The following is a 25677-nucleotide window of genomic DNA, read 5'->3' on the forward strand; positions in this document are numbered from 1 at the left end:
TCGGCCACCTTACATTAGGTCTTTATAAATGTTAAAATTATAGTCCTCTTCTTCATTTTCTAAGATTTCCATATTCTTCACACTTTTTATTAGACATAGTTTTTTATCAGGATCATTAACCCTTCTAAAATCTATACTCATATGGCTATCATTTTGAATTTCTAAAACAAGTTGCTGGTGCTCTTCTATTTCTATTTTGTCACTTGCATGAATCTCAATTATGATCTCATCGGATTGCTTATCAAACATTGCAGTTTTATGAATGTTGTTATCAAATCCATACTTTATGAAAATCTGTTCACCCTCTTCAGTGATTTTAATATATCCACTCGTCTTTGTACTCTTTGATGAATAGAGTTCTTTTGTCACTTGATCGTATGGGCCCATAATAAAACTTGGAACACCAGCTTTCTTCTCGGGAATCTGAATAAGAAAATCGGCCACCTTTTGTGAGTCAGGTAAGTTGGCCTTGCCTGCATCAATCGATAAACCAGAATACCCTTTATAAGGCCTAAAAGGATTTTTCTTTCCAAAACTTTCAGGTAAGTCTATAACTGATTTTTGAAGTAAACCATCTTCACATGCTAAGAAGCTTAAGGTCATACGTCCAGATAGTTTCTTAGCAAATCCTGGCGTCAGGCTTAAATTTGACAGTGTTATCATCTGCTCATCCTTCTCCAGATCATGAATGAAATTATATATACCATCAATCTGCCCACTGAAGTCAATATTTACAGTTTGAAGACTTAAATATCCTTTTTTAAAGCCATCATTACTGTCTGTATCAGAAACTGATTCCACTTGCTCTGTCCTATCCTGGTCAATCCCAACTTGTTCATCCATGAGAAGTGAATCAATTGAAATACTGTTTACATCAGCATTTTCACTGATATCATAAAGGATGTCTTCGTGGAATACTCCATCAGGTAAACTTGAAAGAATCCTATTTCTTCGAAAACTCAAGTTATCAGAAATAGCAAGGAGTCTTTCATAACCACGAAATTTGCTTTGCAATTGTTCATAGCGTTTTTCAACAGATATAACTTCATCTTTTTTCATAGTGTATGCTTCAATCTTTCCAGAAAGGTAAAACATACCGATTGAAGCATTAATAGCGAGCAATATGACTGTAAGTATAAGAATGGCTTCACTTTTTTTCATAGTCTTCTTAGGTGTTTTTAGTCCAATTCCACTCATTTTCTAATCCCTTCTCTTTGTTTTTTAGTTCAGATCTAGACTGACCGTAAAGTTGAACGAACTTTTCTTCCCGTGATTCCTGTTCAAACTCTTAAACTTAACGGATTCAACATGATCTAATGTTTTTAATTGATGTACAAGATAGACTGCATCCTTTTCATCTGCACAAACACCAGATAGGCTTAAACTGGAATCATCAGACACTGAATATGATTTAAGAAAGGTGTTTTCTGGTAGTGTGCTAGAAATGTCTATTAGTAATTGATGGTTAATGATCGATTGTTTCTCAAAATTACTAATCTGTTCGAAAGTGAACCGTAATTTCTGCGACTGATCATTAACATTTTTTTCTAAATCCTCAACCTTTTTATATTTCAAAATTTCATTTTGCATAAAGCCAATGTTTTCATTCATTTTTTCAGTTTCATTTTCAATATAAAGCGTAATGACACCGGTTACAGATAATGAAAATCCAAGCAAAATAGAAAAAACTATTTTTATAAGCTTAAATGTATCATCCGATTTTTCTATAATACTGGGCAGTAAATTTATATCTTTCATCCTTACTTTTCCTCCCGTATTGCCACTCCAATAGCAGGCAAGAGTCTATGATAGTTTTCAATAAATTTGCCTTTTGCATCAGTGGGACTCAGTGTTCTTACAGGCACTTCGAAACTTTTTTTCATATATAAGTCAAAACTCGGCACCTCAATACCATCGCCTGTTAAAAGAATAGTCTGTATGCTTTCATCCTTCTTTTCAAAATAGCCTTTGGCTTGAAGCGCTTCCACTTGAATGCTTTGATACGCAATCTTAATGAATCTTTCCATATCTATACCATCTGCAAAATAGTTTTTGTAATAGGATTTTCTTTCAGCTTCAGCTTCTTCAACTGTTATTGAAAACTCTTCAGAAACTATTTTATCTAGATGATAGGCCCCACTATTAACAATTCTACTAATTCTTATTTTTTGATTTTCAATAATTGTAATGATACTGTCCCGATATCCTACTTCAACAACCATGACCGGCCCACTTAAATTATTATTCTTTAAAGTGTGTTTGAGGGCTTTATTCAGGGCGTTTGGATAGACATCTAGGAATTTAATTGTACCTGTTAGTTTGTCTTGATAGCTTAAAGCGCTCTCAATATACTTATGCGGACAGAAGGCAACAAGACCCTGTACAGCTTTCTTAGATTTTTCATAGATTTTATAATTGAGCTGATAACTAACAGCAATATCTTGGATTGTTGATGATAATTCAAGTTCAAGTGCATTTTTTATCTCTTTTTCTTTAATACCTGTGAAGCTAAACTCTCTGACAAATCCTTTACGAATATTAATTGCGACGCTTTTTGCACCCAGTTTATTTTTCTTTATGACTTCTGCCAGAGATAAATCCACAGAATCACTTATAAACCTATTTTCTCTATCTGTTGCTCCATATGGTAATGGTATTTCAACTGTTTTGAGGACTTTTGGTTTCTTGCCGTTTTGTACCAGTGCCATTTTTATGGACCTGTAATCTATGTCAACACCTAAAACTTTACTCATTTTGCACATCCTTTCTTAGTTAAGCGCATATAGAAACTAAGCTTTTACCTAAACATACATATCACTTGGCTGTTCTGCTCACCATTAGTCTTTGCATTACCTCTTCCTCCCCATGAGCATTTAGGTATTTAACCACAACTGTATATTTTCCAACATTCTTGTTGTCATACTGAATTTCAAATCCTGCTATCTCATACATGGGATCTTCTTGTTCTTGTGCTCCCTTTTTTTCAAACTTAGTAAAATAGCCATTCTTATAGAAATAGGTCTTGTAGTCTGCTTGATTGCTAGAATTGATTCTGATGACTTGGCTTTCTACGCTGCATTCAATTCGACCAGTGATATCATTTCTTCTAATTTCATTTGATAAAAGATCTAAAACTTGTCTAGCCTTTGTTTGGCTATCAAGGTTCTTAGCTGTGTTTAGCATAAACTTATTACTGGTTACAAAAATACTAACGAGCAACAAACTTAGTACTGCTCCTATTGCGACCACAACCATTACTTCAAGTAGGGTGAACCCATCCTTGTTATTCATTGAACTGCCTCCTAATCGTCTGAATGTAAAAGCTTACTTTTTAAGGAGAGTCTTCCCCTTAAAAAGTAAACCTTTACGAACGTAAAGGTTTACTTTTATTAGAAAATGCTTATTAAAACTTATTATTCACTCTCACTTTCACTCTCACTTTCACCTTCACTTACAGTTGCATTTATTGTAGGGTCCACTGTTCCGGCCGTTTGTTCATACTTCCCCTCATCAAACACAACCTTATACCACTTGTTATCCGTTCCCTTATTTTCAATCGTGAAATCTCCATCAGTCTCCATTTTAATCAAAAGATCTGCTGATTCAGGCAGTTCATCATTATAATCTCTAAGTTCTTTAACCGTTGGATAATCACCGTTTTCTGCATTGTATGCTTCAACAGAAAGGTAAACATTCTTTGCTGTTTGTAAGGCATTACTCTTTTGAGCGCTTGACTTAAATGAACCAAACTTCGGCATCATAACCGCTGCCATAATTGCAATTACGGCTATAACTGTGATCAGTTCAACCAGTGTAAATCCTTCGTTCTTCTTCATTAGTTTTTTTAACATTTTAATTCCTCCATAAATTTAGATAAATATATTTAATTACGAGCATTACAGATTTCTCTATATCCCCATAATTTACAACGCCTCAAATTGAATCAATCTGTTACTTGTGTCCATAGTTTTTGAATCACTCTGTTCAATGTTTTTAGAAAGTGTAAATTGTACAGAGTCTTTAATATATATGAGTCTATCTTGAATAATTTCAAGTTCATTCACTTCTTCATTTAATAACCCCTGCATCTCTTTAAGTTTTTCATTTTTTTCAAATAATGCATTCTGGATCATTTGGCTAGCTTCAGTTTGCGCTTCTAAAATAATGTCAGCAATTTTGCTTTTGTCCTTTTCTAACGAACCATTTATATTTTCATTCGAATAGGCGTCGATCTCTTCTTTTAAACCCTGAATTTTTTTTTGATTTTCCTCTGATTCCCTTTCAAGAATGTTCAATAGGTCAGTGTCAGTACTTCCGACAGAATCCCTTAACTGCTCTATTTGCTCCTCAATCATGTTGATGTTGTTTATTATGGATGTTCTATTTTTTTTATCTTCTTGAATATCAGTTTTCTTGGCCTTATATGCATTTAATGTTTCTACTAGGTCAGAACGTTTTTTCTCCATTTGAATCAGCGCCTTATCAGCATCTGACATTTTCTTTGAGATTTCTTTTTCAATTATGGCCTCAAGCGTTACCCTTTCTTCCCTTGCCTTCTCAATAAGTGCATCTCTTTCTCTTAATTTCCCTTCAATTACTTTTGATCTCATTTTTAAGTTTTTATCAGGTTCAGTTAATTCAGACTCGCCCGCTTGTCCCATATAATCATTTAGTAAAGACTGGACTTTTTCATTTTCCTCCTTGCTCTTACTTAGCTCCTCATTCAAAGCATTGATCGATTCTTCATAACTTTTCATCACGTTGGTTATATAATTTTCGACATCCAATTTGTCATAACCGCGCATTGCTGTCTTGAATGAATCCGACATAGTATCCCTCCCTTGGTGATTTAATTCTTAAAATCAAAAAAACCCAGTGCAAACATTTATCATGTTCAGCACTGGGTTATCTCCAAACAGCTACTCCGTAGCTTTTAAAAATCAATCCAGATAATATTCAGTTTGTATTCTTCAGGCACTTATAAATGTAACGTTTATGTTATTCCTATAAGAAATACATAAACTATAAAATTACACATTATGTCTAAAATTCATCTTATAGTCGAATAATACCTATTCAACTCGGCCGCTCAACAAACCTGTTGTCGTCCTTACAAAATTCATTATAGTACATATTACCTAGTAAATCAAGTACTTTTTTCTCATTTTATTATTTTATTCCATTTTTACTTCTTTTGTACAAAATCTATATTAAGCCATATTTTCCATTATACTCATCATAGGCAACATAACAGATAGGAGTATGGTACCAACTATAACAGCCAATGAAATTATAAGTACAGGTTCTATAAGTGTTATCATCTGATTCACACCATGTTCCACTTCCGAATCAAAAAACTTTGCTGTCCTATTTAGCATTTCATCCAGCTTTCCTGTTTTTTCACCAGTGTGGACCATATGGACAAGTAGTTTAGGAAATATATCCATTGTCTCCAGTGAGCTCGAGATACTCTTTCCTGCCTTTACATCCTCGCAACATTTTCTAAACTTCATTTTAACCACAGCATTTTCGATTAAGTTGGCCATTATTTCCATAGCATTTACCATTGGAATACCACTTTGTAAAAGAAGCCCCATGCTTCGAGCAAACTTTGCCGTCACAATTTTTCTTGTTAGATTTCCAACAAGAGGTGAGGACACTTTAATCCGGTCAAATATTAACTGACCTTTTTTTGTCTTGGCAAATCTCGATAAAGCTATTGCACCTCCGATAAAGAGGCCAGCCATAATAAAGAAATTTTGTACCATAAAGCGACTGACTGCCATTAACACTAAAGTGAGTTTCGGTAGGGTTGCCCCCATTTCATCAAGCGTTTGTGCAAACATGGGTAGTATTTTTATCATTAGAAACGTAATGACGCCTAACGCAGCACAAACAACTAACTTTGGATATAAACTAGCCGATTTTATTTTTTTTGAAATTTTGCTTTCGTTTTCATAGTAATCTGCAAGTTTAAATAGCACGACATCCATAGACCCTGTCGCTTCTCCAACTTTTATCATGTTGACAAAGAAACTCGGGAATACTTCAGGATAGTTTACGATACAATCCGAAAACTGAATTCCTTTTAAGAGACTGGCATGAATTTCTTCCAACACACGAGCAAGGACTTTGCTTCCTGTTTGATATTTTAGTACGCTTACAGAATCTATTAAAGTCACCCCAGAATCCAGCATAATTGAAAACTGATTGCAAAATATCACAAAGTCTTTTAATTTAACTTTCTTCACGGATCGAAAACTAAATTCTTTGCTGACTTGATGGGATTCTACAAGGAAGTATCCCTTGGAAAAAAGTGCTTTTTTAATTTCATCTGTGTTTTCAGCCTCTTGTTTACCAGTAATTATCTGCCCCTGCAAATTTTTTGCCTTATATTGAAAAATCGGCATATTATCGACCCCTTTGTAGTAACGTTCGATAGTATTCTTTGTTAATAGAACGTCTTTCTGCTTCAATTTGGGATATTGAACCACTCAGTGTTAAGTCTGCTAGACATTGATCCATTGTTATCATACCTTCAGACGAGGCTGTTTGAATAATACTGTCCATTTGAACAATTTTACCTTCCCTTATTAGGTTGCCAATGGCAGAATTGACCTTCATTACTTCTACGGCTGGAATTATGCCTTCTTTATCAACTTTAGGTACAAGTTCTTGGGAAACAACACCTTTTAACACGGTTGATAACTGACTTCTAACTTGTGGCTGTTTTGCTGGCGGAAAAGTATCCACAATCCTATCGATTGTTTTAGCTGCACCAATTGTATGGAGTGTGGAAAAAACGAGATGCCCTGTCTCTGCAGCAGTTAATGCTATTGAAATGGTTTCGGGGTCTCTCATTTCACCAACGAGGATCACATCCGGATCTTCACGAAGCGCCGATTTGAGTGCTGTCGCAAAACTCTTTGTGTCATTTCCAACCTCTCTTTGATTGATCTTACTCTTTTTATGAGAATGAACATACTCAATTGGATCTTCAATTGTAATAATATGGTGCTGTTTTTCACGATTAATAAGATCAATAAGACTTGCTAAGGTCGTCGATTTTCCGCTACCTGTTGCGCCTGTTATAAGCACAAGTCCCTTATGTTCTTGAGCAAATTCACTAATAATGTGTGGTAGCTTTAACTCTTCAAACTCAGGAATTTCAGCTGGAATGCGTCTTAACACCAAGGAGTATTTCCCTTTTTGCTTAAACGCATTCGCTCTAAAATAACCTTTTTCATTCCACTCAAATGAAAAATCAATTTCGCCATTGATCTTTAGTTTCTCAAGCATCTCTTCATCCATGCATTTTTCAAGAATATCTTCAATATCGCCATTATCATAAACCTCAGTATTGGGAATATCCTTCATGATTTTGTTGAGTCTAACTGCCGGTTTTGACCCGTCAACAAAATGAATATCTGATGCTTTTACAGAAAATGCATATTCCATTATTATTTCAAAATCAGAACGCTCTATCTCATTTACACTTGTGTCTATATCTGTTTGTAAGTACTTTGTGATGTCAAAATCTAATCCAGTAAATTCATTCTCATTTTTGTTGCTTTTGCCATATGTGTCTTGACTATCCTCTTGAATTTCGTTAAATTGACTAAATCCTTCAAACAAGTCTGCAAAACTTTTATCTATCATTTACAATCTTCACCATTTCCGAAACTGTTGTTTCTCCATTCCATATCAAATCTATTGTGTTTTCTTTTAGGGTTTTCATTCCAGCTTGAGCAGCTGCTTTTCTTACATCTTCTATATTTCCATTTTTTTCTAGAACATTCTTAATATTTACATCAAACATTAATATTTCATGAACTGCCAATCTGCCTTTAAAACCAATATCATTACATTTATCACAACCTTGTGGCTTAAATATCAGTTCAGGACCATTTAAATTTAATAGTTCTTCTTCTCTTTTCGTTGTCATTTCTTTCTTTTTACAAAATGGACACAGTCTTCTAATGAGTCTTTGGGCTATAATGCCCACAACAGCATCTGCAACCAAATAGGGTTCAACCCCCATATCTAGTAGCCTCGTTATTGTACTGGGGGCATCATTTGTATGAAGCGTTGATAAGACAAAGTGACCTGTAATAGATGCTCGAACAGCAATTGAAGCTGTTTCTTCATCTCTAATTTCTCCAAGCATTATAATATCCGGATCTTGGCGCAGCATACTTTTAAGTCCGGCTGCAAAGGTTAACCCCGCTTTATTATTGACATTAACTTGATTAATTCGAGGTAACATATATTCGACAGGATCTTCGATTGTTATTGTATTTTTATCACTCGTGCTCATTTCCTTTAAAAAAGAATACAAGGTTGTGGTCTTTCCACTGCCTGTTGGTCCTGTTACGAGCATAATGCCATCCGGTCTGAATAACATACTATCCAACATTTTATTCTCTGCATCTGTGAAACCCAGGTCTTTCCTTTCCATAATCGATCCCGTTCTATCCAGTATACGAAGTACTATTTTTTCTCCGAAAACCGTGGGCAGCGACGATACTCGAAAATCATATGGGATTTTCCCAAACTTCATTTCTATACGACCATCTTGCGGTTTTCTTTTTTCCGCGATGTCCATATCTGCAATAATTTTTAGTCTTGTTGAAACTGCAGAGTATAACTTTTTTGGAAATGTCATAGCATCTTTTAATACACCGTCAATACGCAAGCGGACATATACTATATGCTCAAAGGGTTCAATGTGAATATCACTTGCCCCTGCTTCGATAGCACTGGTCAAAATTGAATTGGCCAATCGTACAGAGGGGGCATCGCTAACGCCATCTTCATTTGTGGATTCTGCCTCTACATCAATATCAACATCATACTCTGCTTTCAACTCTTCGATAGCTTTATCGGTGTTTTCTTTACTATAATGTCGAGCAATGGCAACCTGAATATCTTCTTCTGAAGACTTATATGTTTTTATAAGTTTTTCTGTTAGAAGTTTAATATCATCAACGGCTATAATATTTGAAGGGTCGGCCATGGCTACATGAAGATAAACGAAATCAGAATCAAATGCGATAGCTTTATGTTTATCAGCAACCGATTGCGGAATACTGTTTAAAACATCTATTGGAATTACTTTTTCTTTCAAATCAACAGTTTCCCATATATCAGCTGAAATGTTCCACTTGCTACTATCTTGAACAGAAAAATTATTATCCCAATTATCCATTAATTACACTCCATTTTTTTTGAGTATTCTCTTCATATGTGTTTTCAATTTCTTGTAAAACAGTATCAATAGATTGACCATAGCAAGTGAGTACATCGCCCGTCATTGACTTAATTTTCATGATGTTTTCTCTAAGTTTCTCTATTTTTCTTTTTTCTTGTTCAATGTGAACCTGAGTCTCTTTTTCGATTTTATCTGCCTCAATTTTGGCTTGAAAGAGAATCTTTTCTGCTTGCTCATTGGCATTTAAAATTGCATTAGCAATTCGCTGTTTTTGAGTTTCTAGGTCATCAAAATTTTGTTTGTCATGTTCTTGGCTTATGTTGTTAAGCTTAACAGTTAAATCCTTGATGATCTGCTCTTGGGTCCTCATCTTTTCTTCAAGTTGTATAACCTCTACACTCGAGAAAGATTCTTGGTTGGTACTAAGTTCTCTCAGTTCTTCTTCACGTTCACTCAAAATCTTTTTCAGTTTTTTGATTTCCTCTGATTCATCATTGGCATTTGATTTCATTTCTATCAGTTCATTCTCAAGTTCTTTGATTTGATTTTCTTTAATTTTGAGTAATCGACTGAGCTCATAATCCTTTTCTTTAACTCTAGTTTCGATACTCTCTTTTATTTGATTGTTCTCCATAGTGATTTGTTCAAGAAGCCTTTCTTTATCACTTAGTTTTGATTCGAGATTACCAATCATGGCTTGAAACTCACTATTCTTTTTCTTTTCCTTATCTTTAATACTAGACTTTAAATCAATCAATGATTGACTTAAATTATCATTCTTTTTCTTCAGCATTTCGAGTTCGCTTCTTTTCTCAGAAAACTTATTCTCAAACTCAGATGACATTCGATCAATATAGCGGTTTACTTCCTCGATGTCATATCCCCTCATCACTTTTTTAAACTCATTTTCCATTTCATATGCTCCTTTCAGGCAACAAAAAAGCCAACACAAATAGCATGATCTTTCATGCTAAATGTGTTGGCTTCATTAACGTCCCACTCCGTGGGATTTATTTCATTCCAACATCTATATTTTGAATTCATAGCAGAATTCACTTTTCAATCCAAGTCGTCCTCGCAAAAATCATTAAAACAAATAATTGCTTGAACATCCATTCATCAATCAATTGTTTTACCGATATTTTTAATCACGAGATAGATTATATATCACTATAGTGTTCTGTTCAAGTCATTTCTATAAAATCTTGTAATTCTCTATTTCTATATTGAATAGTTCAAGTTCATTTTGCATGTCCATAATACAATTCTTAACCTGTTCAATATTATCAGATTTAATAGCGTTTTCTATGGCTCTAACACTTTTTAATAACTCAACTTCTCCAAAATTTGAAATAGAACCCTTTGCCTTATGTGTCAACTCTAAACATATTTCTTTTTTTCCCACAAATAAATTATGTTCAATTCCAGGAATAATTTCATCCCTCATCATTCGCACAATCTTATTTCCTATTTCTGGAACCAAAGCTTTGTTACCCATTAATTGGGACTCTATATATTTAAAATCAATACCCGAGACCTTATTTTTTATTTCGTTTTCAACCAGTGACTCGTAAATTTTTAAGTTATCATCTTTTGCCTGAATACTCACCTTGTCTTGATCAAAACAATTTACTTCACAAGAATAATTGCTTAGAATCTTTATTAACATTTTGGTATCAACAGGCTTTGTCATAAAATCATTCATGCCTATTTCTAACAATTCATCTTTATATTCTTTTGTAGCATGCGCTGTTACAGCAATAATTGGAAGGTCATCCTGACTAAAGTTTTTCCGAATTAATTTAGTGGTTTGAACGCCATCCATCTCAGGCATTGAAATATCCATCAGGATACAATTATATTTTTTGACCCTAATATGTTCAATCACTTCTATCCCATTTTCAACAATATCGTATGAACACCCATATTTTGATAGAATTTCTTCCATAAGAATTTGATTGATTCTATTGTCTTCAGCTACAAGCACATTTATACCGGCAAGACTGGTTATTTCTGGGGCACTAATATGCTCGAAATTTTCCAATTCATCCTCCTTTGGAATAATAATTGGCAAAGAAAAATAGAATACACTTCCTACACCAACTCTACTACTCACTTTTATTCTTCCTCCCATAAGCTCAACAAGTTCTTTTGTAATGGCTAATCCTAGTCCTGTGCCACCATATTTTTTTGTTGTATCATCACTCACTTGCTTAAAGGAATCGAAGATGTGATCTAGTTTATCCTGTGGTATGCCAATACCTGTATCTTCAACAGTGAACATAAGTTTATAGTCCACAATATCAACAAGTAATTTAATATGACCTCTTTCAGTAAACTTAAAGGCATTGCCAATTAGATTTATGAGAATTTGTTTTAATCTAAAACTATCAAGTCTTACATACATGGGTACATCTGATTGTAGTTCTGTAGTAAATTTGATATTGCTCTCACCAGCTTTAAACCTGAACATCTCTTCAATTTTGTATATAGCATCAGCAAGATGAACCACTTCTTCAGCAAGGGCAATCTCACCAGCTTCAATTTTTGAAAAGTCCAGAATATCATTAATCACATTTAATAAATACTCTCCAGATTCTTTTACAATATTAACCATATACAGTTGTTTCGAGGTTAGATTCGTATCTTGTAATAAGTTCGTCATGCCAATAACACCATTGAGGGGCGTTCTAATTTCATGACCCATGTTTGATAAAAATTTACTTTTGGCTTCATTCGCATTCTTTTCGAGTTGTTTTTCTTTTATCAACTCTTCTTTCATATAAATATCCATCGTGACATCTCTCACAAATACAATGCCACCAATCACTCTATTGCCTTGCACTATAATTGGACTGTACTCACATTCGTAATAGAGGGTGTTCTTATCATTGATCTTGATTTTCTCTACTGATTGAAATTTTTCAGCCGTTGAAGCATCAAAGTATTTCTTCACTGAATTATAAATAGATTTTAAGTTTTCATCATTCGCTGATCTTGACTCTAAAATCTCTAAAAGATCATCACCTTTTTTTATCTCATAGTTGAAAATAGATTTAACTTTTTGGAAAAATCTTTCATTAAATAAAATGAGCTTACCATTGTGGTCAATCGCAAAGAATGAAATAAGCATTGTATTATCAACAATAGATTTTAGAGTCGATTCCATCATCCAAGTTTTACTTTCGAGCTCAATGGTATCTGTTATATCATCTACTTCAAAAACAATCTCTTTCTCTTGCCCCAACTTTGTAACATTAAAACGAACTTCTAGCCACATAGGTATGTCTATTTTCGGAGGCGTATATTTTAATCTGTAGCTAAGGCTTTCTGACGCTTTCAATCTAGATAATCTCGACTTAATTTCAGTTGCTGTTTTTAAATCAACTGTGTCTAGTAATCTATCTAAGGTGATTTGATTTTCGAATATTCTAACAATATTTTGTAGTTCAACAGATAACGTAATCATACCTGTTATGGATGAATAAATCCCGTATGGTTTGTTAGATGATTTTTTTTGTATAATCTCTTTAACAATAACCGTTTCGTTTGATTTTCCTACTTTGATTGTTGCGAAATACGTTATTAGAACCACAACTGCACTATACACGGACAAAAGAATGTAATCCATTTTATTCCCCTATCATATTTCTAAACAATTTCGAATTTAATAATCCATTCTTCTTCATCTGTTAATGGTTCAATTTTTACTGTCTCAAGTGTTGCCTTTCGTTCTATTGATTCATACACTAAACTTTCAATCTCCCCTTGAAACTCTCTGTATAAAACTTCACGATTATAGGAAACCATTCTGTTATTAGAAACATTTGTTAGCAAAGACTTTTCTAACTGAGTTAAAGTGCCTTTCATTTTCACAAATACATAGTTCTCTTTAACCAAGACATGAATGGCTGTAGGTCCTTTTTTTGTCAATGTTTTGATGTAAGTCGATATTCTTGATTTGATATCATCAGTCACTTGAGTTTCCCAGTTCTTATCCATTCCAACAAGTGATTCAATTTTACTGTCTTCTTTAGATCTTTTAATAAGTTTTCGAATAACACCTTGCAAGGCTTCTTCTAAATCATTTTTTTCAATTGGTTTAACCATATACTGATCAATTCCAATTTCTATACTTTTCAAAATTCTATTCAGTTCATTTATTTCTGTTGTAATAAGTAAACCACATTCACTATCAAATTTGCGTATACGTTTTATGAGTTCTAAACCATCCATTTCCGGCATGATAAGATCTGTGATGACTAAATCCGGTTTATGTTTCTCATACATTTTTAAGCCTTCTACACCATCTGAAGCTGTATAGACTTTTCCAACCATGGACTTTAACATTTGTCTCACTATTATCTGTGTCACTTCATCATCTTCAACATAAAGTACACGGACATTTCTTAATATACTTTCTACACACATACATTTTCTCCCCCAAATTACTAATGACTTTTACTAAACTTTGATAAATAATTAACTTCCCCAAATTTAATTATCCCATTTTTCAGCAGTACATTATTACATCCACAACCTTTAAGTCAACATTCTTAATGTACTTAAAAATTATGCGATGGCAATCGATATTGTATATCAGCCAAATCTATATTGTCAACAAATATTTAATATATTAACTGCATCAATCGAATTATATTGATTTTCTGAAATAGTAATGTACCATTGTAATTGGGTAGAAATACATTAAATGATTTTTTAATAATGCTTTCATTTTAGGGGGATAAAAATGAATAAGATAAGGATGGGTTTTTCTTTAGTCTTGATATTCGTAATTATTAGTATTTGCTTTAACATGTTTTACAAGGAGCAAATGATTGACCATGAGCGCTCAATAGCCATTACCGATATCCAGTATAAATTAATTAATCGTAGCAATCTTTTTAATGAACTACTAAATCAAGATGATTACATGCCAATAGCAAAAAAAGACGCATGGTCACCCTACACAGTTTCTAAGTCGGAACTAGATCTTGAAACATACATAATAAAGTTAAAACCTCCAAATGATTTTTATGGTTCAAGTTTGGTTCATATAAAAGGTGTGTTTGGATCTTCTCTGGATATATACGACACATTTTACAATAAAATATATACGCATAATGATAAAAACATACCTAAAAATTACTATGAGCTTTTCTCTGAAGTTTTTGTAAAGACAGAAAATCGTGTCTTATTTCTGGTCATAGACGTAAATAATACTTCGAATACATTAGGCCTTTTCAAAACAGCCACTGTTTCTGATTCAAGTTCTTTGGTTCTTAATAGATTTGACTCTGATGAAACACGGCATTCCATAGGTTTTTTTCTAATAATACTCTCTCTGCTTCTATTTATTGTTGGTTATTATATGAAATTTATTGAAGGAAGAGATTTCATAATATCCATTGCAATGTTCCTAGCTTGCTTCGGCTTGTGGATATTTACTGATATTTACAGGCATAGCAAATGGATTTCAGTTAATTTCCCATTTCTCAGCCCATACTTTATAGCATTTGTATTTGCTATTTCAAATAACTTTCTTATTCCCACATTCGTCAAAGTGAATCATTTCATTATAAAACACAGAACTTCAAAAATTGTCATTGATATCTTTCTAAAAACAACAATGATTTTTGCCTCTTTGAGTTTTATGCTTGAAACTCTCAAATTATTTTATTGGGATAGGTTTATCAACAGCTTCTACTATTTAGTTGTTGAGAGTTTAAACATTGTAATCATTGTAGGCTCGTTGGCTCTACTTGTACTAGCTCTTTATGATATGAAAAAAAGAGATATGAAACGAATTGTATATGGGACTGGACTTTCTATTTGTATTCTTTCATTTATTATAAGTCAATCAACAGGTATATTGGTCTCTCATTGGGGCGTAATCGTCTTACTTGCTACAATAGCCTTTGTGTTTATTATGAAGTTCAATGAGTTAAGTACCATACATTCTGATACTTGTCATAACACTTCTTCGAATTCGAACGCCGCTGCAATAACCTTTGAAAAAGCAATTAATCCCGAAAGCAACCTAGGACCACTGAATGATTATAGAGACTGGTTTTCCAGTGAAAGTTCCTCTATCCACACTGAGAACCAATCAGATGATAATGGTAACATTTAAGGCTTTTTAGCTTATATTTAAGTAATAGATTCTGTAAACCATATCAATAACAATGATTAGTAGGCTAATAACATCTAGCTCTAATTTCCCATAATAACGAGAGTTTTTTCTAAGATCTTTTAAAATATCTAAACAATTTTGTCTATGGTTTGTATCGCTGGAAAGTATCATGTCAACTATATTTTCCAGCTTTTTTTTACACCGTTTGTAATTGAGTAAATCCAATATGCACAGACCAATATAAAACTGATTTAGAAAAATCAATCCATGTTTCGTCTCCAGGTTCAAGTAAATTTCCATACCTAACATCGATAAGAAAACAAATATTAGAAGGACACACATAAAAATGTGTTTATTTGATATCGCCTCTATGCCCCCATCGACATCCTCTAAAATTTTCTCGCAGAACGATTGATTCATCACTTGATTGAGCAGTTGTTCTCTTTGGAGATCATCGGCTTTATTTATTTGCCTGTCGACAGTGACGTATAGTTCCTCAATGCTTTTTTTTAAAAAGTTTTTGCGAATTTTGCATATTTTCTTATGACTATATTTATTTGTGGCGCCTTCCAAATTATCTTGGTTTAAAGCGTCAACTCTTGTCTGGTCAATGTTAACAAGATCTAAAAATCCTTCCACATGGCTTAGACTTAAGTTTCTGTTTAAGTGATTTGGTATCACAACTTTTCCTCCTAAGACTTATCAATTATTTCATTATGATCATTGATTCAAATACTTCAACAATGCAAAAAAAGCCATGCATAAATAGGCATGCCCTACTGGCATTGTCTCTTTTTCGACTTTATAATAATGACCTAGTAAAGCAGTCCTGGTTTCCCACTTCTCAATTTTTTTAGAAATTTTTTTATAAGAAATCGAGTTTTTGTTCTGACTAGACAAGTTTTTTTGAATCATCATAATAGCTCTCTTCCACTTAGTTAGATGCTTTATTCCATAAACATGTATTAATACTCCAACAAGTATTTTTATAATTTTTAAATATAAATCTAACTTTAAAACTGTCCCAAAAGCATATGATCCTGAAATGTTCTCTCTAAACATCATAATAAAGAAAAGTGCCCACAAGAAAAAGATGTACATTTTCGTATTATAAAAAACACCTTGAATGGTCTTTTCGAAAGAATCTAAAATGCGTTTTCTCACTTCAATAACCTGAACAATTATATGTGTTCTCCATAAGTGGTTGCCTGATAGAACTTTAAGCTCTCTGGTACAGCCTCGATTAATTCTTAGTCTATGCTCTATTTCAAGTATTTCTGCTATCGCATTAAAGTCCGTTACCCTGATTTTTTTTTCGAAATTCAAAGGCCCACAGGGTCTTAAATCGCATATGGCAATGAAATCTAGAATATAAGCGTCCACCTTATTTATGAATTTTCTTACCATAATCAACCCCTTCATTGGCATTAGATGAATTAATAGTGCAAGTATTTTAAACTTTAGACCGTAGGCAAATAGTAAGACGAGTTGTTTTGCTCCTGATAAAGAAAAAAGTTGTAAATTTCCACTTGTTTTAATTAAACATCCAGCCAAGTCATGTATATAGTGACATTGCAAGAGATTCCTAAATCCCTCTTTTTGTACAGATATGGAGGCCTTCTCATTCATGGTTTCAATAAATTTATAGTACATACTCTAGTTCACATCCCTCTAGGAAGTCTTATTTTCTAATGCATTATTCCATACCTTAAAATAAGCACTACGCATAAGTCTATCCATTTCATCTATGAGGTGAAGGTCAACATCACTTTTAGTCATTTCATTCATGTGGATAACAAGTTCATCAAAACTTGTTGCTACCCGCCCTCTGTAATTAAACTGCCGATTTACAGATGCCATAAAGGCAAATGAGTACATCTTGATTATACTTGAAGACCTCTCTATCTCTTCGCCTTCAGCAATGACCTCATTAATTAGTAAATCGATGAGCCCTACCCTGTCCATCTCGACATAGTCAGAAGGTGATTCTGGTAAATGCTGCTGAATATGCCTTCCGAATGCATTGAGAGTTTTGTAACACTTTGTCCGCCAATATAGCCTGTGCCCATCTGTTACCTTATATAGAAAATATGAAAGACCCGCTTCCTTGTCTTCAATTGATTTAGAATCTAGCAGTGCGGCTGCTTCATCACTCCCACAAGCATGGATAAAATCATCCAGCAGTCCTTTTGAAAACCTTTGAACAGCTTCATCCCAGTGCTCCATCGACTGATTGGCAACATGGGCGAAGTCATCAATTGTCAGGGTAATCTGTCCTTTAAATTGGTATCCCTCAGCAAATTTTCTACCACGCGATCCCCTTGAAGATGCATCCACCAGATCAGAAATATCAAACCCCTCACACCATCTTTTCACGGCTTCATAACCAAGTCTTTTTTTCTTGTCATAGGCTGTAAGCCCTTTGATAAGGAGGGTCAACTCATCTGATATGTCATCAGGCATTAAAACTTTTCCATCAAGTGTATGAGCCATTATTTGCATTTCACTTAACCCGGCATATGGACTCTTTCCCGTTAAGAGATGTAACAGGGTCATACCAAATCCATAGTAATCAAATTGTTCACTTTTAATCGATATTTCCGAATAACTCTCTGGCGGTCGGTATCCAAAAGTTCCTTTTGCCCTAGTGATTTTAATGGATTCATCCGCGAGAATGGAACAGATACCAAAATCGCCTAAGAAAAGTTGGTCTTGATCATCTACAAAAATATTTGAAGGCTTTAAATCCATATGGGCCATTCCCTGAGTGTGTACATCATTCAAGGCTTCATTGATAAAGGGAATCACGTCATTTCGAAGCGTCTGCTCATCCAGACTCTCCATACGTGATAGATCTCCTTTGCTATAGTAAGGAACAACCTCATAAAAACGCCTCATATAAATACCAGTTTCAAGGATTGGTACAATTCTTCCAGATTGAATACGCCTAATCTTTTTTATGATGTCACGATCCACTTGAACGCCGTTTTTATAGAGTTTGACAATACGCTTTTTCCCTCTATACTCACATAAATATAGGTCAGCTTGTCCACTGGGAACACCCAAGTGGTGTATGATTTTATACTTGCCACCTATTTTCTCGCTGGGATCAACCGCTGGAGTTAGTAAGTTGGGTTCAGCATTTTTTAGTACAGAAGTTTTATCCATTTAGACCTCCAAAACAAAAAACTTGTAGAAGAACTGCAAAGTGTATCATCAGGGCAAAGGGCATGGCTAATATCTCGCCTTGTCCATAACTGTATTTTTCTAATTTTCGTCCAAGGAACATATTTGTTATATAGAAGTAAACCGCCATAAGCCTAGCCCCTAAAGACTTGTTCCTAACCATCATGCAAAGGGCAACCAGGCCCCCAATAACATAGGCTATAACCATACAAGTTAAGACAAACTCAAGGCCTGTCAGTAAACCAATCACCATAAAAAGCTTCACATCTCCCGCTGACACCAATCTCAATTTAAAGGGAATGTAATGGAGTAAAAACGGAAAGGCAAACCCCATAATAGACAAAGAAAACACTTGGGGAGATATGATTTTAAAGACCAACCCCACCGTAAGCATTGCGACCAGATGTTTATTAAAAACCCTACGTTCTCGAATGTCCGTAAATGCCGTAAGGGTTGTGAATCCAATTAGTATACTAGTTCCTATCCAAATCTTCATAAGCTGAACTCCTAACAATTTCAGGCCAATTCATCCAGTGTGCTTTATAAACAGGGTAGTCCGTTTTCAGTGTCACTATAACAGTCGCTTCTGTAATAAGTTTTTTATATTCTGTTTCTGGGTCAGTGAACACACTTCCGTAAGCAAAATTTTCCTGGCTTGAGAATAAACCATTCTTGTAAACACTCATATAACCTGTGTCATCAAAATAATATGTGGTATAGTCAATGGATGTGTTCCAGTAACTGCTTTCATTTGGGGATAAATTAGATTTTAAGTCCATATTGGCCATGACTAAATTTTTAACTGTTTGCTGTGAAATCGTCTTCTCATAGACTTTTTTCCCTTGGCTAAAAGCCCCCTCATCAACAAAGAGAATTGCGGCCCCAGCCATATCATCACACATTACTTTTATGTATTCTTGAGCCCGTATATAGGCGTCTTGTTCAATTTGAAAGGTATTAAAGAAAGTAAGAAGAATAATAAAAGCCACCCCTGTTAAAAAAGCCTTCATGGACTAACCCACTCGCTCACTGCATAGTTTTCAATGGTATAAACACTCTTGTTGCTATTTTCGTCAATACCATAAAACAAGTGTGCTGCTATGATTTTATGAATAGGGGCAGACACACTATAATGTATTAATTCTCCTCTATTTTTTCTCTCGCTTGCACTTGTTGCACTCACAAGGATCTCTGTCTTATCCACTCCAAAATCTTCGGCAATATTGCTTTTTAAATCATCAATAATTTCATTTGTAAAATAGCCTTCCAATCTCGACATTTCCTTGGCATTATTCACATGTTTCTGCATAAGAGATATGGCATAGTGGTTCTTTGTATTCAGTGCATATTGTACGGGAAAAGTCATAAGCAAAAGGAGCACAGCACATAGGGCTATTAAATCTTTCATGGGTCACCCTTCTCTTTCTTTTTACGTTTGTTGTCTTTTGTAAAACAATTCTAAAGAACAATGCTGAGCTTGTTTATCAGCATTGTTCTAGTAGACCTTACCTATTTCATGTCAATCGCTTCAAAGCTCTAGGGTAAGGTCTTTAGCATTTCAACCTGGGTATTCATTACCCCACCACTGGTCTTCTTTATTGAATCATCTTCTCCTATAGTTGAAACAAATATATAAACGCCCAGGATGATTGAAAACAAAATTACGATTATGTTCTTCATCATTGCTCCTCTTTAATATTAGCCACTGATAGAATATCCTCTAAAATAAAGCCTGATGTCTCATTACTTTGCTTTAGAATCTTTAATGGCTGTTAATTCAGTCTGTGCTCTAGTGCCCACTTGTTCAGTCACTTCCTTGAAAGATGCATTGGTGGTCTCCTCACCATCACCTAAAATATAATTTGTTCCAATATAAACCCCTAGCATAATTGTAAAAAGTATCACGATAACATTTTTCATTTTAAACCCTCCATTGTAGTCATTTCCTTGCAAATTGCATTGATCTTTAAATGAATGTTTAAACACTCACTCGTTTGATATTTTTTTGAATATAACTATATTTTCTGCATGAGTTCCATTGTGTCCAGCCAAATAACAACCACCATAAAATTCAGCATTATTGCAAAGGCAGATGCAATGACTGGCGCATATAAGACATAACTCATCATTTCCTGTTTCCGTAGGTGCTTTGTCATTCGTTCTTCCCGAATGTGACTCTGGTATAAGTTCAAGTGCTCTGCCATTTCTACAGGGGCCATGCTTTCTAGTTTTAGAAAAATACTGGATAATTCCCTGCTCATTTTTGTATTTAATGTGACTGCAAAAACTTCACATGCGCTTTCACTATCTCCCAGTCTCCACAGGACGAGCATTTTGGAATAAGCATGCTTGGTAATTTGACTAAACTTCATAACCTGTTCAATCATATAGTCACCACTCAGGGGAAAGTCAGCTTGTGCTATACATAGATTTTTAAGCTGGGTCATAGCTTCAAAGACCTCTTTGTCAATTTGATCTTCCTGCCCCTTCTTAAAAACTTCCATAAAAAAGCCAAAGGGCATTTGCTTGCCACAAAAACTTTCTACAGGTGCGGTAAGTAAAAATATTCCAGCTACCAGTAAAAATATATGAGGTCTTAAAACCTCAGCTTTCATTTGAACCTTAACTTGTATGACCAGGGTCACCACCGTCAAAATATACCGTATGCCATTATAATACTTGGAATCTGTTTTCATGCCCGCTTCAAGCATGAGTTGTGTCGCACTCGGGCTGGATAACCCCTTGCCTATTTTCTTTTTTGTGTCTTGTATCACTCTCTTTCTAAACTTAATGTATTGCTTGCCCTTGGTTTGCCTCGTCCCTATGAAAAGGGTCACACCACCTATGAAGGCTATGAGCAAACCGCAGTAATAATAAAATGATATATATATTTCCATCACCCTCTTCAAAAATATTAGGCTATATCGAATTTTCTTCTATTAAATAAAACCATCAAAAGTATATTCAGAACATAAAGGGCCCCATTAACAATGAGCAAGTGCATACCTGATGGTGTAAAAACCTGATATGCAATAAACTTATGAAGGGTAAAGTCAAAATACTTAATGGACATAAATACTGTGAATCCATATAAGGCAGGTATCAGGTACTTAACTATGGCAAACCCTTCCGATGTGTTTCTTGCTCCTTTTTCATAAGCTTTTTTAGCACGTTTAAGTTCATTTTGAATATCAACAAGCCCCGAGGTCACCACCAGTCCTTCATCAATTGAAAGGAGAATGTTGTTCATAAGCAAACGGCTCCACTGGGTGTTTATCCCATATGTAAAATCATAGAGGATTCTCTCAAGGTCCTGTCGATCCGAATAGGATTTTAATCGCAAAGACATGTGGAAAATGAGACGTCTTGACTGAGGTGCATTGGCCAAATGAGCAATTGACGCATCAATGGCTTCAACCATATTAAAGTTATTGATCTTATATTGATTAATTAACTCCGTCAGTAGGAATTCTCCTTCATAGCTGCTTTCAATCCTGATGGTATAAAGTTTCAAACGGAGCAAGGCGTATGGTCCAACAAGTATACAAAATCCAGAGAACACTGCCATTTTCAGGTTCAGTTTACTAAGCGTCCAGAAAAATGTCATCCCCGTAAAGAACATATTTGTTATTACTATAAGTTCAACAAGAGATGAAGCATTCTCGCCATACACTATAAAGAGCAGTGACCGAACATGATCTACAAAGACCCCTTTTTTTCCATATTCTCGTCGAATAGGCTTCACACCATACAAGACCCTGCGAATCACCCCTTGCATACTTGATGCAAAAAGAAGAATCAATCCAATTATAAGCATGAAGTACATAATTATTTGCATCTAGCGTCCCACCTTTAAATGATCATAGGCTGGTTTAAACTTACACGTTGACCCGTCAGGGTATTTCTCGCTTAAACTTTTAAGGCATCTTTCAAAAGCTATGGTGGATGCTTCATCTTCTTCTTTTCCAAATTCAATTGTAGATGGGGACAAATCCCCGTTCCAAACCCAGTCATCAGTTTTATATCTATATTTACAAATTTGATTCATATGAACGTCATGGTTCAAGGGGTCATACTCAATTTCATATATACTCTTTAGCCTCTTTTGAGATTTATCTTTGAGCTGTACAAATTGAAATACAAACTGAAAACTTTTGGCCACTTTAAGAATTGTGCTATAGAGGGAGCCACCATAACTCTTAACAATTTCATCAGCGACATCATAGCAAAAGTCCATTGTGTCCGAACAGTGAAAAGTCATTTTGACCCGGCGTGTTCCCTTGTTGGCAATTTTAACTGCAATATTGAGAGCCACGCCATCCCGAGCTTCCCCCAGAATGATATAATCTGCATCTGATCGCATGATACTCTTGACTATTTTTTCTAGTTCTTCACCATCCGCAACAAGCTGTAGTATGGGCGCCTCCGGCATAATTTCATGAAAGGGAATTTCCGGGTCCGTTTCCACTGAGACACCTTCTAGCTTTGGATTCTCATAAGACTGCCATGTTGTTAGAAACGTTGTCTTGGCAGTTCTTACGGCCCCTGTAAAGGCAACATTGTAACCAGATCGAATCATGGCTTTAAACAGCGGCACCGACTCCTTTGGAATAGACCCCAAAGCCACTTGCTTTTCGAATGTATAATCCTTTACGAAGAACTTTCTAAAAACGATCGTATCTTGAGTTTCCTTCGTCTTGCCTTCCCCATAAATGGTTATACGCGTACCATTTAACATATAAACTTCATGATAGTCATCATGCAGTCTTTTCCTTGGTGTTTTGAGAAGTAGGGCTTTCCTAAGCTGTCGCCTTCTAATTTCATTTATCTTTTGAGGTTGGAGCTCTAGCTCACCATTAATAAGAAAATATATTCTATCCCCAATAATTTTTGCAGAGCTTGAGCCTCTAAGGCTTTCTTTATCCCCTTGGATCCATTCTGATAGACCTGCCAAGCCCCAATTTTCCTGGAAAACAGCTTCTACAATATCTGAGTACCACCTAGGGTGCCAAGACATTTTTATACTATTCTCTTTTAGATACTCGCTAATTTTATCTTTGAAGTACTTCACTTCTTTGTCATATCCAATGATGGCTCTTTTTTGTCTTTCTAAAATGACTTCGAAGCCTGAACTGTCTTCTTCCCATTCTAGGGTGAATGCCTCAAGGATCGTCTTGCACAAGTCTTGAAACTGATCCAGCTTTCCATTTTGACTCTGCTTGACCCTTATTGGCATTTCCTCTACTTCAACATGTCCCAGATATTCATCAAGCTTAAAGAGCTTTTCCATATTGCTTCACTTCCTTACCACGTCCAAACAATTTGTGAATAATACCTTTTTTACTGGTGTCTTGATTGACCCAGTCTTTGCCCAAGTGTGATGATATGATCTTTCCAATATCAATAATTCCACGTGTGTATTCTTCATCTTTATAAGAATATAGGGTGGACTGTTCCTGCTCACACTGCCATCCATATTCCATATACGGAAGCGTCGACACAAGCGGAAAGCCATATTCTTTTTCCATCAGGTTTGTATCGCTCAAGGCACTTGACGCCACATGTTTATTAGCAACAAGTAGAAACTTATCAACAGAAAGCTTGTTTAGTACTTGATATTCAACCCTTTTAAATCTTTTCAATGAGAGCACTTGCTGGGTTGTCACCAAGAAGCGATTGGGGGTCGCATTGAGGGCTGAAATTGACATTCCCAGTTCAATGTTTGAGCCGGCATCAAGTAAGACCACATCAAACCGTTCTTTCATTAAATCAATCATAAATGTGATATGTTTAGGATGAAACTGCTGTCTTGCCAATATGCTTTTAAGGCCCGGCATAAGATAATATCCATCAGATGTCTTTACACAAGCTTCTTTCATTTCACTGGCGCTGGCAATTTGCGCTTGTAATTTTGATTTTAAGTCGCTTATCCCAAATTTGCTGTCGAATCTTGTATAGTCATCCCCAAAGCCCCCATCAAGTGGTATGAATAGTATACTGTCACTAAATGTGCTTAAATGTTTTGCAACAGACTGTGTAACCATTGTGGTGCCAACCTTGGAATCTGCCCCAAAGAAGGTAAATACCTTATTCTTTTGAATGAGCTCTTGTCCCAGCTTTTTTACAATGAAATCTGCTATTTGGCTTGGGGTCAGTTTTGGTGGTACCATAACAAGACCACCTGAATGAACGACCGCTTCTGTCAAATTAGTAAAGTTTTGGCTAGAAACCATATAAAAAATCGGTTTGCCCTCGCTTTGACCTATAAAGGATTTAACATTGTTAAACGGCATAACCTGATCACTAATAATATAGATGTCATGAAGACCATTTACAAACGTCTCTTCATCAATCAGTTCTACCGAGTTAAATCGCTCTGTTTGTTCCAGAAAAGCCTTGAGCTCTATATCATTTGAAAGTAATCCAACTGCTTTCATTTTATCCCTCTTATCTATACATAACTATGAATTTGTAGCCTTCACTACGCATGCTTGATAATTCGTTAATATCCTCTATACTTGCAATCAGCTCTATTTTTGAAATGTTAGAATTTGCCACCAGACGGTCTGAACCATTCACAGATTCAACTTCCTGATTGGCTTGATTTCTAACAAAAGCGATTCGTAGACACTTTATAGGATCTTTTTTCTCCACACTTAAACCAACATCTTGACCTTCATCCAATAGGACAGGATACAAATAGGCATCATCGCTTCTCCTTAAAGTGGATGGCAATGTAGCGATCCAGTCTGAAGGCATTTGAAAAATGTACTCCCCTTCATTTGGCATCATATTTTGTGCTTCGAAGTACTCGCTTGTTAACTGACCACGAGCTGGAATGAAGTGCTTTGATACCTTTCCTACAATCTCTTTCTTGTTGGTGATTGGATTTTCAATTAGTCCGGATTTCTCTATTTTAACCAGAGTTAGGTCCTTGTTCGTAATGACCGTCAATGGTTTCACGGATGTTTTTAGAACAACAACCTCTTCTTTCACATATTCTTCACGTCCATATGACTCCCAGTAGTATATGCCCGCCACCGAAGTAACACATAGCAAGATTCCAATAATTCCTTTAAGCAATTCGTATTTGTTTTTTTTCATAATCCCATCCCGTTTCCATATTATGTTATTTATACTACCATAT

General features: G+C 35.1%; 26 protein-coding genes. 1 reads left to right on the forward strand and 25 read right to left on the reverse strand.

Annotated features, from left to right (window positions below; genetic code table 11):
- Positions 1–9: 9 nt before the first annotated feature.
- The 12 genes from ACQ4KW_RS11855 to ACQ4KW_RS11910 form a co-directional block, all read right to left on the reverse strand.
- Positions 10–1197, reverse strand: coding sequence for a hypothetical protein (locus ACQ4KW_RS11855; RefSeq protein WP_430882689.1), 1188 nt, complete (start codon positions 1195–1197; stop codon positions 10–12).
- 24 nt (positions 1198–1221) lie between these two features.
- Positions 1222–1758, reverse strand: a complete 537-nt coding sequence (locus ACQ4KW_RS11860) for a PilN domain-containing protein (RefSeq protein ID WP_430882690.1) — start codon at positions 1756–1758, stop codon at positions 1222–1224.
- Between the two features lie 2 nt (positions 1759–1760).
- A complete protein-coding gene (gene pilM, locus ACQ4KW_RS11865; RefSeq protein ID WP_430882691.1) occupies positions 1761–2753 on the reverse strand; it encodes a pilus assembly protein PilM in 993 nt (330 codons plus the stop codon).
- A gap of 61 nt (positions 2754–2814) precedes the next feature.
- A complete protein-coding gene (locus ACQ4KW_RS11870) occupies positions 2815–3291 on the reverse strand; it encodes a PilW family protein (protein WP_430882692.1) in 477 nt (158 codons plus the stop codon).
- Positions 3292–3413: 122 nt separating this feature from the next.
- Positions 3414–3851 (reverse strand): type II secretion system protein, encoded by a 438-nt coding sequence (locus tag ACQ4KW_RS11875; protein ID WP_430882693.1) that lies wholly within the window; start codon positions 3849–3851, stop codon positions 3414–3416.
- A gap of 72 nt (positions 3852–3923) precedes the next feature.
- Positions 3924–4829 (reverse strand): hypothetical protein, encoded by a 906-nt coding sequence (locus ACQ4KW_RS11880; protein ID WP_430882694.1) that lies wholly within the window; start codon positions 4827–4829, stop codon positions 3924–3926.
- A 381-nt stretch (positions 4830–5210) separates the two neighbouring features.
- The gene (locus ACQ4KW_RS11885; RefSeq protein WP_430882695.1) at positions 5211–6410 is read right to left on the reverse strand and encodes a type II secretion system F family protein; all 1200 of its coding nucleotides are present in this window, start codon (positions 6408–6410) and stop codon (positions 5211–5213) included.
- Position 6411: 1 nt separating this feature from the next.
- Complete coding sequence (locus ACQ4KW_RS11890) at positions 6412–7659, reverse strand: type IV pilus twitching motility protein PilT (protein WP_430882696.1); 1248 nt, start codon at positions 7657–7659, stop codon at positions 6412–6414.
- Complete coding sequence (locus tag ACQ4KW_RS11895; RefSeq protein WP_430882697.1) at positions 7649–9208, reverse strand: GspE/PulE family protein; 1560 nt, start codon at positions 9206–9208, stop codon at positions 7649–7651. Before ACQ4KW_RS11895 ends, ACQ4KW_RS11890 begins: the two co-directional genes overlap by 11 nt.
- Positions 9201–10124 (reverse strand): DivIVA domain-containing protein, encoded by a 924-nt coding sequence (locus ACQ4KW_RS11900; RefSeq protein WP_430882698.1) that lies wholly within the window; start codon positions 10122–10124, stop codon positions 9201–9203. The genes ACQ4KW_RS11895 and ACQ4KW_RS11900 overlap by 8 nt, the downstream gene beginning before the upstream one ends.
- Before the next feature lie 282 nt (positions 10125–10406).
- Entirely contained in the window at positions 10407–12842 is a 2436-nt protein-coding gene (locus ACQ4KW_RS11905; RefSeq protein WP_430882699.1) for an ATP-binding protein, read from the reverse strand.
- Positions 12843–12862: 20 nt separating this feature from the next.
- A complete protein-coding gene (locus ACQ4KW_RS11910; protein ID WP_430882700.1) occupies positions 12863–13642 on the reverse strand; it encodes a Na-translocating system protein MpsC family protein in 780 nt (259 codons plus the stop codon).
- A gap of 319 nt (positions 13643–13961) precedes the next feature.
- On the opposite strand from ACQ4KW_RS11910, the gene ACQ4KW_RS11915 reads away from it, so the two are divergent.
- Positions 13962–15344: a hypothetical protein gene (locus ACQ4KW_RS11915; protein WP_430882701.1), complete on the forward strand. Its 1383-nt coding sequence runs from the start codon at positions 13962–13964 to the stop codon at positions 15342–15344.
- Positions 15345–15350: 6 nt separating this feature from the next.
- On the opposite strand, the gene ACQ4KW_RS11920 is transcribed toward ACQ4KW_RS11915, so the two are convergent.
- The 13 genes from ACQ4KW_RS11920 to ACQ4KW_RS11980 all read right to left on the reverse strand — a co-directional run bounded on the left by ACQ4KW_RS11920 (position 15351) and on the right by ACQ4KW_RS11980 (position 25634).
- Positions 15351–16025 (reverse strand): hypothetical protein, encoded by a 675-nt coding sequence (locus ACQ4KW_RS11920; protein ID WP_430882702.1) that lies wholly within the window; start codon positions 16023–16025, stop codon positions 15351–15353.
- A gap of 39 nt (positions 16026–16064) precedes the next feature.
- Complete coding sequence (locus tag ACQ4KW_RS11925) at positions 16065–16997, reverse strand: hypothetical protein (RefSeq protein ID WP_430882703.1); 933 nt, start codon at positions 16995–16997, stop codon at positions 16065–16067.
- 18 nt (positions 16998–17015) lie between these two features.
- Positions 17016–18512 (reverse strand): serine/threonine protein kinase, encoded by a 1497-nt coding sequence (locus tag ACQ4KW_RS11930; protein WP_430882704.1) that lies wholly within the window; start codon positions 18510–18512, stop codon positions 17016–17018.
- The gene (locus ACQ4KW_RS11935) at positions 18505–19026 is read right to left on the reverse strand and encodes a prepilin peptidase (RefSeq protein WP_430882705.1); all 522 of its coding nucleotides are present in this window, start codon (positions 19024–19026) and stop codon (positions 18505–18507) included. The genes ACQ4KW_RS11930 and ACQ4KW_RS11935 overlap by 8 nt, the downstream gene beginning before the upstream one ends.
- Positions 19004–19540 (reverse strand): hypothetical protein, encoded by a 537-nt coding sequence (locus ACQ4KW_RS11940; RefSeq protein WP_430882706.1) that lies wholly within the window; start codon positions 19538–19540, stop codon positions 19004–19006. The genes ACQ4KW_RS11935 and ACQ4KW_RS11940 overlap by 23 nt, the downstream gene beginning before the upstream one ends.
- Entirely contained in the window at positions 19537–19938 is a 402-nt protein-coding gene (locus tag ACQ4KW_RS11945) for a hypothetical protein (protein ID WP_430882707.1), read from the reverse strand. Before ACQ4KW_RS11945 ends, ACQ4KW_RS11940 begins: the two co-directional genes overlap by 4 nt.
- Before the next feature lie 128 nt (positions 19939–20066).
- Complete coding sequence (locus ACQ4KW_RS11950) at positions 20067–20213, reverse strand: hypothetical protein (protein ID WP_430882708.1); 147 nt, start codon at positions 20211–20213, stop codon at positions 20067–20069.
- A gap of 60 nt (positions 20214–20273) precedes the next feature.
- Complete coding sequence (locus ACQ4KW_RS11955) at positions 20274–20450, reverse strand: hypothetical protein (protein WP_430882709.1); 177 nt, start codon at positions 20448–20450, stop codon at positions 20274–20276.
- Between the two features lie 95 nt (positions 20451–20545).
- On the reverse strand, positions 20546–21427 hold the full coding sequence (locus ACQ4KW_RS11960; protein ID WP_430882710.1) for a hypothetical protein: 882 nt from the start codon (positions 21425–21427) through the stop codon (positions 20546–20548).
- A 17-nt stretch (positions 21428–21444) separates the two neighbouring features.
- The gene (locus ACQ4KW_RS11965) at positions 21445–22368 is read right to left on the reverse strand and encodes a hypothetical protein (RefSeq protein WP_430882711.1); all 924 of its coding nucleotides are present in this window, start codon (positions 22366–22368) and stop codon (positions 21445–21447) included.
- The gene (locus ACQ4KW_RS11970) at positions 22369–23820 is read right to left on the reverse strand and encodes an ATPase, T2SS/T4P/T4SS family (protein ID WP_430882712.1); all 1452 of its coding nucleotides are present in this window, start codon (positions 23818–23820) and stop codon (positions 22369–22371) included.
- Positions 23804–24967, reverse strand: coding sequence for an AAA family ATPase (locus ACQ4KW_RS11975; protein ID WP_430882713.1), 1164 nt, complete (start codon positions 24965–24967; stop codon positions 23804–23806). Before ACQ4KW_RS11975 ends, ACQ4KW_RS11970 begins: the two co-directional genes overlap by 17 nt.
- 10 nt (positions 24968–24977) lie before the next feature.
- The gene (locus ACQ4KW_RS11980; protein ID WP_430882714.1) at positions 24978–25634 is read right to left on the reverse strand and encodes an SAF domain-containing protein; all 657 of its coding nucleotides are present in this window, start codon (positions 25632–25634) and stop codon (positions 24978–24980) included.
- Positions 25635–25677: the final 43 nt, after the last annotated feature.

It is taken from the genome of Tianxiuia mixotrophica (assembly GCF_050596425.1).
Taxonomy (GTDB): Bacteria; Bacillota; Clostridia; order Peptostreptococcales; family Acidaminobacteraceae.

Excerpts from the sequence above, each read along its gene's own strand:
- ACQ4KW_RS11950 (WP_430882708.1), bottom strand. The coding sequence starts at position 20,213 with ATGATGAAGAACATAATCGTAATTTTGTTTTCAATCATCCTGGGCGTT.
- ACQ4KW_RS11955 (WP_430882709.1), bottom strand. The coding sequence starts at position 20,450 with ATGAAAAATGTTATCGTGATACTTTTTACAATTATGCTAGGGGTTTAT.
- ACQ4KW_RS11930 (WP_430882704.1), bottom strand. The coding sequence starts at position 18,512 with ATGGATAAAACTTCTGTACTAAAAAATGCTGAACCCAACTTACTAACT.
- pilM (WP_430882691.1), bottom strand. The coding sequence starts at position 2,753 with ATGAGTAAAGTTTTAGGTGTTGACATAGATTACAGGTCCATAAAAATG.
- ACQ4KW_RS11895 (WP_430882697.1), bottom strand. The coding sequence starts at position 9,208 with ATGGATAATTGGGATAATAATTTTTCTGTTCAAGATAGTAGCAAGTGG.
- ACQ4KW_RS11885 (WP_430882695.1), bottom strand. The coding sequence starts at position 6,410 with ATGCCGATTTTTCAATATAAGGCAAAAAATTTGCAGGGGCAGATAATT.
- ACQ4KW_RS11870 (WP_430882692.1), bottom strand. The coding sequence starts at position 3,291 with ATGAATAACAAGGATGGGTTCACCCTACTTGAAGTAATGGTTGTGGTC.
- ACQ4KW_RS11880 (WP_430882694.1), bottom strand. The coding sequence starts at position 4,829 with ATGTCGGATTCATTCAAGACAGCAATGCGCGGTTATGACAAATTGGAT.
- ACQ4KW_RS11875 (WP_430882693.1), bottom strand. The coding sequence starts at position 3,851 with ATGTTAAAAAAACTAATGAAGAAGAACGAAGGATTTACACTGGTTGAA.
- ACQ4KW_RS11860 (WP_430882690.1), bottom strand. The coding sequence starts at position 1,758 with ATGAAAGATATAAATTTACTGCCCAGTATTATAGAAAAATCGGATGAT.
- ACQ4KW_RS11905 (WP_430882699.1), bottom strand. The coding sequence starts at position 12,842 with ATGGATTACATTCTTTTGTCCGTGTATAGTGCAGTTGTGGTTCTAATA.
- ACQ4KW_RS11855 (WP_430882689.1), bottom strand. The coding sequence starts at position 1,197 with ATGAGTGGAATTGGACTAAAAACACCTAAGAAGACTATGAAAAAAAGT.
- ACQ4KW_RS11910 (WP_430882700.1), bottom strand. The coding sequence starts at position 13,642 with ATGTGTGTAGAAAGTATATTAAGAAATGTCCGTGTACTTTATGTTGAA.
- ACQ4KW_RS11890 (WP_430882696.1), bottom strand. The coding sequence starts at position 7,659 with ATGATAGATAAAAGTTTTGCAGACTTGTTTGAAGGATTTAGTCAATTT.
- ACQ4KW_RS11980 (WP_430882714.1), bottom strand. The coding sequence starts at position 25,634 with ATGAAAAAAAACAAATACGAATTGCTTAAAGGAATTATTGGAATCTTG.
- ACQ4KW_RS11925 (WP_430882703.1), bottom strand. The coding sequence starts at position 16,997 with ATGTACTATAAATTTATTGAAACCATGAATGAGAAGGCCTCCATATCT.
- ACQ4KW_RS11915 (WP_430882701.1), top strand. The coding sequence starts at position 13,962 with ATGAATAAGATAAGGATGGGTTTTTCTTTAGTCTTGATATTCGTAATT.
- ACQ4KW_RS11945 (WP_430882707.1), bottom strand. The coding sequence starts at position 19,938 with ATGAAAGATTTAATAGCCCTATGTGCTGTGCTCCTTTTGCTTATGACT.
- ACQ4KW_RS11960 (WP_430882710.1), bottom strand. The coding sequence starts at position 21,427 with ATGGAAATATATATATCATTTTATTATTACTGCGGTTTGCTCATAGCC.
- ACQ4KW_RS11965 (WP_430882711.1), bottom strand. The coding sequence starts at position 22,368 with ATGCAAATAATTATGTACTTCATGCTTATAATTGGATTGATTCTTCTT.
- ACQ4KW_RS11940 (WP_430882706.1), bottom strand. The coding sequence starts at position 19,540 with ATGAAGGCTTTTTTAACAGGGGTGGCTTTTATTATTCTTCTTACTTTC.
- ACQ4KW_RS11900 (WP_430882698.1), bottom strand. The coding sequence starts at position 10,124 with ATGGAAAATGAGTTTAAAAAAGTGATGAGGGGATATGACATCGAGGAA.
- ACQ4KW_RS11935 (WP_430882705.1), bottom strand. The coding sequence starts at position 19,026 with ATGAAGATTTGGATAGGAACTAGTATACTAATTGGATTCACAACCCTT.
- ACQ4KW_RS11975 (WP_430882713.1), bottom strand. The coding sequence starts at position 24,967 with ATGAAAGCAGTTGGATTACTTTCAAATGATATAGAGCTCAAGGCTTTT.
- ACQ4KW_RS11970 (WP_430882712.1), bottom strand. The coding sequence starts at position 23,820 with ATGGAAAAGCTCTTTAAGCTTGATGAATATCTGGGACATGTTGAAGTA.